Source organism: Saccharomonospora sp. (assembly GCF_027317685.1).
Taxonomy (GTDB): Bacteria; Actinomycetota; Actinomycetes; order Mycobacteriales; family Pseudonocardiaceae; genus Saccharomonospora.
Window position 1 is genome coordinate 1 of sequence record NZ_DAHVQP010000107.1, and the last position, 8,018, is coordinate 8,018.

Sequence of the window (8,018 nt, forward strand, 5' to 3'; positions counted from 1 at the left end):
CGGTCGGGTCAGCGCGGAGGCGGGTTCTTACGGCGTTTCCGACTCGTCGCGCTCTCCGCTGTCCGCTGCGGGCCGGTCGGCGTCGGTGCCGACTCGCCGAACGCCTGTTCGCAGTGCTCGATCAGCGCGTGCAGGGCGGGATTGGTGGAGGGTTTCCACACCAGAGCGAGCAGGGCGGGGATGTCGACGTCGTCCAGCGGGAGTGCGGTGAGCCGGTCCCGATAGTGCGTGGCCATCGATTCGCTGAGGACGGCGACGGCGAGTTCGCGGAAGGTCAGTTCGGCGAGCGCGTCGGCGGCGCTGGCCTCCCACGTGATCGTGGGTTCGATGCCGCGCACGGTGCAGGCTTCGTCGAACACCGCGCGCAGCCCGGTCCCGGGTGGCATGCAGGCGAGAGGATGGTCGACAAGGTCGCCCAGGCTGACTTGCGGCTGCGTCGCCAACGGGTGTCCGGGAGGGACGACGGCGACCAGTGGCTCGCTGATGATCGTCAGAGCGTTCAGGTCGTGCGGTGGGGCCCCGGCGGCTCCGACGAGCGCGAGGTCGAGGGTTCCTGCGCGGACGCCGTCGACGAGTCGGTCGGAGTTGTCCTCCCACAACGAGAGCTCGACACCGGGATGAGCGCGGTGGAACGCGGCTAAAGCGTCGAACAACGGTGTGAGGGTGCAGCCGATGACCATGCCGACGGTGAGGCGGCCGCGAAGCAGCCCGGTCACGTCGCTCACGGCCTGGTCGACGGCCGCGGCCGCGGCGAGGGCGGCGCGGGCGTGGTCGAGCGCGGCCCTTCCCGCAGGGGTCAGCGTGACCGTGCGCGTGGACCTGTCGAACAGGGTGGCCCCCAGCTCCCGCTCGAGTTGCCGGATCTGCGCACTGATCCCGGACTGGCTGACGTGCACTCGTTCGGCTGCCCGCGTGAAGTTCCGCTCCTCCGCGACCGCGACGAAGTATTCCAGCTGCCGCAGTTCCATAACTGTAGTTTCTAGCATTCAGCAGATTCATCTGTTGGACTTCTCATGGGTGTCGGGACCACGCTGGGAGGTACCGAAAGCGGAGCAGCAGGAAGAAACCCCCGGGAGGAACCATGTCGGGGCATGACAAGGTGGAGCGCGAAAAAGCGATGCGTCCCGAGGACCTCACGCGCTTGTTCGTCGAACGGTCCAACGCGGGCGATGCGGCCGGGGTCGCGGCGCTGTACGAAGAGGACGCGGTGCTGGCCTATCCACCCGGCAAGCAGACGGTGGGCCGGGCGGCTATTCAGGCCTTGTGGGAGAAGGTGCTGGCCGACCGGCCACACTTCGAACAGGAAACGCCGTTGCCGACCCTGATCAGCGGTGACATCGCACTCACCTCGACCGAGCCGAAGGACGGGGTGGGGGCTCGGGCGCAGGTGGTCCGCCGTCAGCCGGACGGAAGTTGGCTGCGCGTGCTCGACCAGCCCGAATTCGTCTCCCGCGCCGAGTAAACACACCGGTTCGACCCCCGGCTTCGGGGCACGGTGAGGAGGTGGGACGTGAACGCCCGTGGTGTCGACGAGAACTCGCGTCGGCACCACGGGCGAGCCCGAAGACCGTCTCCGGTTCCTCCCACCTCGACTACCGAGACGGGTAGAGCCCGGACCGACGTGCTGTGAACGTCGCGCCCCGCACCACCGCCTCCTTGACCCGGGCGGCGAGGCGTCCGGTGAGGACTCGTTCCCGTGGTCGGTCGTGGGCGTCGACGAACTGGATCACACCGTCGTCGCGGCCGAGGCTGAGGCACTGGAAGAAGTAGCGGAACCGCAACGGCCGCGGTGAGCGCCCGTGCGCACGCGCGGCGATGACATCACCGGCATACCGGCCGAGTGGTAGTGCGGTGGCACACGCCATCCGCAACGGAGAACCGTCGGGATGGTGGGCGGCCGCGCTGTCACCGACGGCGTAGACGTCCGGATGCGACACCGAACGGAGGGTGTCGTCCACGACGATCCGCCCCGCGCTGTCCACGGTGATACCGCTGCGCGCGGCCAGATCCGGAACACCGAACCCGGTGGCCCACACGACGAGATCCGTCGTCATCGTGTTCCCGTCGGCCAGTTCGACGGCGTCGCTGTGCACCTCGACGACCTTCGCATCGGTACGGACCTCGACACCCAGTCTGTCGAACACGCGACGCAGATGCGCACGCCCTCGCTCGGACAACCCGGCCCCGGGTTCCGTGTCCGTCACCAGCCGAACCTCGAGACCCGGATACGTTTCGGCCACCTCCGCCGCGGTCTCGATCCCGGTCAGTCCGCCCCCGACCACCGTCAGGGTCCCTTCTTGTCGGGCCATGGTGGCGACCTTGTCCCGCAATGCTTGTGCTTCGGCGGGGCCGGCCACGGTTGCGGCGTGCTCCGCCACGCCCGGTGTGCTCGTGTCGGCCACACTCCCCAGCGCGTACACGAGAGTGTCGTACGGCACCGGCGTGTCCAGGGAGTCGACGGTCACCTCCCGGCGTTCCGTGTCGATCGTTCGTACGCTTCCCACCACCAGCTCGATGCCCGCTGTGCCGAGTATGTCGGTCAAGGGGTATCGGCGGAGTCGCTGGCCGGCCGCAAGCTGGTGCAGCCGCACCCGTTCGACGAAATACGCGCGGGGATTGATCAGGGTGATGCGTGCGTCGGGTAGCCGTCGAGCGGCCCGCAGCGCCGCCGCGAGTCCTGAATAGCCTGCACCTATCACCACGATGTGTTGAGTCACCGGTTCCCGTCCTTTCCTCAGGGGCACCGGTTGAGCCGCGCAGGCCCGTTTTTCCTGACAATAGCGAGTATGGCATCAATCACAGGTTCGGCAATTGGGCCGCGAGGAAGGTGAGTTTGTCGGGGTTGGCGACGATCCGGATGTCGGAGATCCTGCCCGCGTGGACCTCCAGCACCACGGCCAGCAGGGGGTGTCCCTCCGCGATCGCCACCATCCCGGGCCGACCGTTGATCTCCATGACCCGAACACTCAGTCCCGACACGGGACGGCTCATCCATCCCAAGTACCGGGCCACGCGTTCGGCACCACGCACCGGACGCCGCGCCGCTGTGGTGTTGCCGCCGCCGTCGGCCCATGCGACGACGTCGTCCGCGAGCAGTTCCTGTAACGCGGTGAGGTCACCGTTTCGGGCTGCGACGAGGAAGCGCCGGGTGATGCGTTCACCGTCGGCGCGGGACGCCGAGAAGCGTGGGCGCTCGTCACCGATGCGCCGTTTCGCGCGGTGGTAGAGCTGTTGGCAGTTCGCCTCACTCAGGCCGAGGATCTGCGCGATCTCTCGGTGTCGGTAGCCGAAGGCGGAACGCAGCACGAACACGGCACGTTCCGGGGGTGTCAATCGCTCCAGGAGCAGAAGGAAGGCCATCGACACGGACTCGCGCTGCTCGACGGTGTCCAACGGTCCCAACGCGGGGTCGGCGGTCGCCACGGGTTCGGGTAGCCACGGCCCCACGTAGTCCTCCCGGCGGGCCCGCGCGGACGTCAGTCGGTTGAGGCAGAGATTGGTGACCACCTTGGTCAGCCAGGCCGCGGGGTTGTCGATCGTGGCGTGGTCCGCTTCATGGAAACGAAGGAAGGCGTCCTGGATGACGTCCTCGGCTTCGCCGGCCGAACCCAGAAGCCGGTAGGCCACCGCGAACAAGCGCGGGCGCTGCGCCTGGAACTGTCGCAGCGCTTCCGGTCGGACCACGCGTCCGAGCATACAGAGCCTGCCACGCATATCCGGCTGTTCTCACTGCCATCTCGTCAACCGCCGTTCGACACCGACGAGTAGTTGATTGAATCCGACACCGACAACCGCGATGGTCACGATGCCCGCGTACATGGACGGGACGGCGAAGTTGTACTGCGCATCGTTGATCAGAAACCCCAGTCCCGCCTTCGCACCGACCATCTCCGCGGCGATCACCACGACGATCGCGGCCGCCCCGGCCAACCGGAGGCCGGTGAAGATCGTGGGAATCGATGCGGGCAGGACCACCTTGCCGAACAGCGTCAACGGCGGCAGGTTCAACGATCTGCCCAACTTCAGCAGGATCGGGTCGACGTTGCGCACCGCGGTGATCGTGTTGAGCAGGATCGGCCAGGTGCAGGCGTAGACCACGATGGCGATCTTGGACGTCTCGCCGATGCCGAGGAGCAGCACGAACACCGGAAGCAGAGCCAGCGCGGCGGTGTTGAGGAACAACTGCACCAGTGGCGTGAGCACATCGGAGATCACCTTGTACCAACCGATCACGATGCCGAGCGGAACGGCGATCGCCACCGCGATCCCGAATCCGGACAGTGAGCGGGTCAGGCTCGCCTGAACGTGCTGGAGGAGTTGTCCGTTGCCGATCAGCTCACCGAGTTCGACCACCACCTCGGAGAACGGGGGGAGGAACGTGGAATCGACCAGACCCACCGCCGGAGCGAACTCCCACCCGGCGAGCAGTACGAGGATCGCGATCGATCGGACGAGGACACCGGACAGCGCCCATCCGACTCGACGGGCCACGCTCACGCGAGCGGGGACGCCCCCGGTGCTGCCGGGGCTTCGTCGACCGATTTCGATCTTCTTCTCGGGTACCGTGGGAGCGCTCATGCCGGCGACCCCTCCTTGAACGTCCGTGCGCGCACGACCTCGTCGTGCAGCAGTGTCCAGACCTTGTGTCGATAGTGGGCGAATTCCGGGGTCGAACGAACGTCGCCCGTCGACTCCCGGTCCAAATCTATGTCCACAACAGACTTGACTCGACCCGGGCGGGAGGTCAGCACCGCCACCCGTTGTCCGAGGTAGACGGCTTCGTCGATGCCGTGCGTGATGAACACGACGGTCTTTCCGGTACGTCGCCAGATGCGTCGCAGCTCGTCCTGCAAGGACTCCCGGGTCTGCGCGTCGAGCGCGGCGAACGGTTCGTCCATCAGGAGTACCTCGGGGTCGTGGGCGAGGCTGCGTGCGATCGCCACACGCTGCTTCATCCCGCCGGAGAGTTCATGCGGATACCGGTCGGCGAAAGCGGCGAGCCCCACCAGGTCGAGGTATTCGCGAGCCAGCTCCGCTCGCTCCTTGCGCGGGACACCGGTGGCCTCCAAGCCGAATTCGACGTTGCCTTGCGCGGTGCGCCACGGCAGCAGGGCGTACTGCTGGAAGACGACGCCGCGGTCCGACCCCGGCCCGGTCACCTCTTCGCCGTCGAGCAGGATGCGTCCCGAGGTGGGGGTGAGCAGGCCGGCGAGAAGGTCCAACAGTGTGGATTTGCCGCAGCCGCTGGGCCCCACCACGGTCAAAAGTTCACCGTCGGCGACATCCAGGTCGATCGACGCGAGCGCCGTGAGACGCTCACGACCGTCGCGGACGGGAAACGTGCGTCCGACACCTTGAAAGCTGATCTTCGTGGTCACGACCGGGAATCCTTCGCGTAGGGATTGAACTCGTTGGTGTAGATGCCGCGGATGTCGACCGTGCTCTTGTCGATGTCGCCACGTTCACTCAGCCAGTCGGCCCAGAGCCGCAGCTCCTCGTCCTTGATCACGCCCCCGGTCCCCGCCACACCGTAGGATCGCCAGTACCGCAGTGGCTCGATGTCCTCGTTGCGCTTGCGGTCCGTGATGATCCTCGTGAATCGTTCGACGACTTCCTCGTGTGGTGTCTTCCTGCTCCATTCGATGGCCTTGGCCACCCCGGTGACGAAGGTGCGCACGGTCTCCGGGTTACGGGCGAGGAAGTCGTCACGGAACACGTACGTGCCCGCCGTGAAGTCGCCGAGCAGTTCGTGGTCGCTGAACAGTTTGCGGATCCCACCACGTTCCAACGCCTTCTCCCGGAGGACGCCGCTGAGGACGGCGACCTCGATCTGCCCCCGTCGAAGCGCCTGTTCGGTGCTGACCGGCGGTATCACGGTCGGCTCCACCCGCGCACGCTCGGCCTGTGACAGGCCGTGGCGTTCCAGGTAGATGTCCAGCATGGCCTCGCTGTGCGCGCCGAGGGTGTTCATGCCCACCTTCGCGCCCATCAGGTCCCGAGGTCCCGTGATCGGGCTGTCCTCGAGCACGTAGTAGCCGCTGGCCTCGTCCTCGTCGACGCCGTAGTAGCCGATGACCGCGGTGATCGGTGCCCTGCGTGCGGCCAGTTTGACCACCGCGCCGTTGAACGCGCCGCCGAAGTCCACCTGGCCGGTCGCGGCGGATTGGATGTCCTGTGGTCCGCTGATGGTGTTGCCTACCCATTCGAGCGTGACATCGCCGAGGTAGCCGAGGTCCGCCGCCAGTTCGGGCGGAGTGACTTGGCCTGCCCAGCCCTGATAACGGATCGTCCCGGTGTTCCCGCTTGCGGAACCGCAACCGGTGAGCGTTCCCGCTACGGCCGTGAGCCCGAACGTGGCAAGTCCGAGGAATCGTCGTCGGTCGATGGTCGTCACTGATGTCGTCCTTTGCGACGGGGGAACGAGAACCCGAATCGATGAGAACAGGTTTCGTGCAGGAAGAAACTATTCTTCGGAAATGGGATTTGAACGTGTTGATACGGTTCCCGGTCGTCCTTCTTCCTCATCCCGGTGGCTGACGGGGATGAGTGGTCCGAAGCGGTTCATGCGGCCAGAGTGGCACGTCCGCGCTGGGGTGATCAACGGTTTCCCGGGGTTGTCGCAATGACGGAGAGATTTTCCCACCCCATGGGAGAAATTGTTTTCACGTCGTAAATATATTGCCCGATTCGGAGTGTCGACAACAGACTGAAAACGTCGGCACGCGAATGTAGGGAGCGCAGAATGAGCGTGGACACAGCAGCGGAACACAGAACCGACATCTCGGTGACCAAGATCGGGGGCAACATCGGAGCCCGCATCGACGGTGTGTGGCTCGGCGGCGACCTCGACGAGGCGACGGTGGCCCGGATCCGAGCGGCGCTTTTGGAACACAAAGTCGTCTTCTTCCGGCAGCAGCATCACCTCGATGACGCCGGACAGCAGGCGTTCGGGCGACTGCTCGGTGAACTCACCCAGCCACATCCGACCGTGCGCAGCGTCGGACTGGGGAACATCCTGCCGATCGACGCCGAATACGGCCGGGCGAACAGCTGGCACTCCGATGTCACCTTCGTCGACCGCATCCCGGCTTTCAGTGTGTTGCGTGCGGTCACGATCCCGCCTTACGGCGGTTCGACGGTGTGGGCCAACACCGCCACCGCCTACGCCAATCTGCCCGACTCGCTCAAGGCTTTGGCCGAGAAGCTGTGGGCCGTTCACACCAATCTCTACGACTATTCACGTCATGTCGACGAGCGTCGCATCGGCGGTATCGACGTGAAGGAGCGGGACTACCGTGATGAGTTCCGTTCCGAAGTGTACGAGACCGAGCATCCCGTCGTCCGGGTCCATCCCGAGACCGGTGAACGCGTACTGTTGCTCGGCCACTTCGTCAAGCACCTCGTCGGACTGTCCTCCGCCGAGTCCAATGTGATCTTCAACCTGTTACAGGCGCGGATCACCCGGCTGGAGAACACCGTCCGTTGGCAGTGGCGACCCGGTGACGTGGCGATCTGGGACAACCGCGCCACCCAGCACTACGGAGTGGCCGACTACGACGACCACGCGCGCCGACTGCACCGGATCACCGTCGCGGGCACTGTTCCGGAGAGTGTCGACGGCGTACGCAGCACCGCCCGGGTCGGGGACGCGTCACATTACTCGTCCGTGGGTTGATCGCGAGGCGACTGGACTTCCGTCGGAGGTTCCTTTCGGGGTGGGACGTCCCTGTCGCCGGTGTGGGACGTCCGGCCGGTGGGCCGCCCGTCGCTGTGCGGTGGCGGGCGGCCCAGCCGGACGTGGTCTCTGCGGACGGTTCAGGCGTGCCGTGCTTGGGCGTGGAGCCGGTCCATCGGCCGATAGTTCGTGGCGTTGGCGCGGATCGCGTCCTGTTCCTGCGGGGTCAGGGGGCGTCGGACCTTGGCCGGGACACCCGCGACGAGGGAACCCGGCGGGATCTCCGTCCCCTCGAGCACCACGGCCCCCGCGGCGACCAGCGTGCCCGCTCCGATCCTGGCCC

The 8,018-nt window shown here is 66.4% G+C and carries 8 protein-coding genes and 1 pseudogene; 2 read left to right on the forward strand and 7 right to left on the reverse strand.

The features are described from left to right. Positions 1–8: 8 nt before the first annotated feature. The gene (locus M7H19_RS12115; RefSeq protein ID WP_015786145.1) at positions 9–968 is read right to left on the reverse strand and encodes a LysR family transcriptional regulator; all 960 of its coding nucleotides are present in this window, start codon (positions 966–968) and stop codon (positions 9–11) included. Positions 969–1,081: 113 nt separating this feature from the next. Between M7H19_RS12115 and M7H19_RS12120 the strand changes: the two genes are divergently transcribed. Continuing rightward, positions 1,082–1,462 (forward strand): nuclear transport factor 2 family protein, encoded by a 381-nt coding sequence (locus M7H19_RS12120; RefSeq protein WP_015786146.1) that lies wholly within the window; start codon positions 1,082–1,084, stop codon positions 1,460–1,462. Positions 1,463–1,592: 130 nt separating this feature from the next. Here M7H19_RS12120 and M7H19_RS12125 read toward each other — a convergent pair whose 3' ends face one another. The 5 genes from M7H19_RS12125 to M7H19_RS12145 form a co-directional block, all read right to left on the reverse strand. Then, positions 1,593–2,717, reverse strand: a complete 1,125-nt coding sequence (locus M7H19_RS12125; RefSeq protein WP_015786147.1) for an FAD-dependent oxidoreductase — start codon at positions 2,715–2,717, stop codon at positions 1,593–1,595. 79 nt (positions 2,718–2,796) lie between these two features. Beyond that, positions 2,797–3,696 carry an RNA polymerase sigma-70 factor gene (locus M7H19_RS12130; protein ID WP_015786148.1) on the reverse strand — a complete coding sequence of 300 codons (900 nt, stop codon included), beginning with the start codon at positions 3,694–3,696 and terminating at the stop codon, positions 2,797–2,799. Between the two features lie 30 nt (positions 3,697–3,726). Further along, a complete protein-coding gene (locus M7H19_RS12135) occupies positions 3,727–4,578 on the reverse strand; it encodes an ABC transporter permease (protein WP_015786149.1) in 852 nt (283 codons plus the stop codon). Beyond that, positions 4,575–5,378: an ABC transporter ATP-binding protein gene (locus M7H19_RS12140; RefSeq protein ID WP_277671147.1), complete on the reverse strand. Its 804-nt coding sequence runs from the start codon at positions 5,376–5,378 to the stop codon at positions 4,575–4,577. The genes M7H19_RS12135 and M7H19_RS12140 overlap by 4 nt, the downstream gene beginning before the upstream one ends. After that, positions 5,375–6,394, reverse strand: a complete 1,020-nt coding sequence (locus M7H19_RS12145) for an ABC transporter substrate-binding protein (protein ID WP_015786151.1) — start codon at positions 6,392–6,394, stop codon at positions 5,375–5,377. Before M7H19_RS12145 ends, M7H19_RS12140 begins: the two co-directional genes overlap by 4 nt. Before the next feature lie 348 nt (positions 6,395–6,742). Between M7H19_RS12145 and M7H19_RS12150 the strand changes: the two genes are divergently transcribed. Then, the gene (locus tag M7H19_RS12150) at positions 6,743–7,675 is read left to right on the forward strand and encodes a TauD/TfdA family dioxygenase (RefSeq protein WP_037311994.1); all 933 of its coding nucleotides are present in this window, start codon (positions 6,743–6,745) and stop codon (positions 7,673–7,675) included. A gap of 140 nt (positions 7,676–7,815) precedes the next feature. On the opposite strand, the pseudogene M7H19_RS12155 reads toward M7H19_RS12150, so the two are convergent. Continuing rightward, positions 7,816–8,018, reverse strand: a pseudogene (locus M7H19_RS12155) (gamma carbonic anhydrase family protein); the annotation flags it as partial.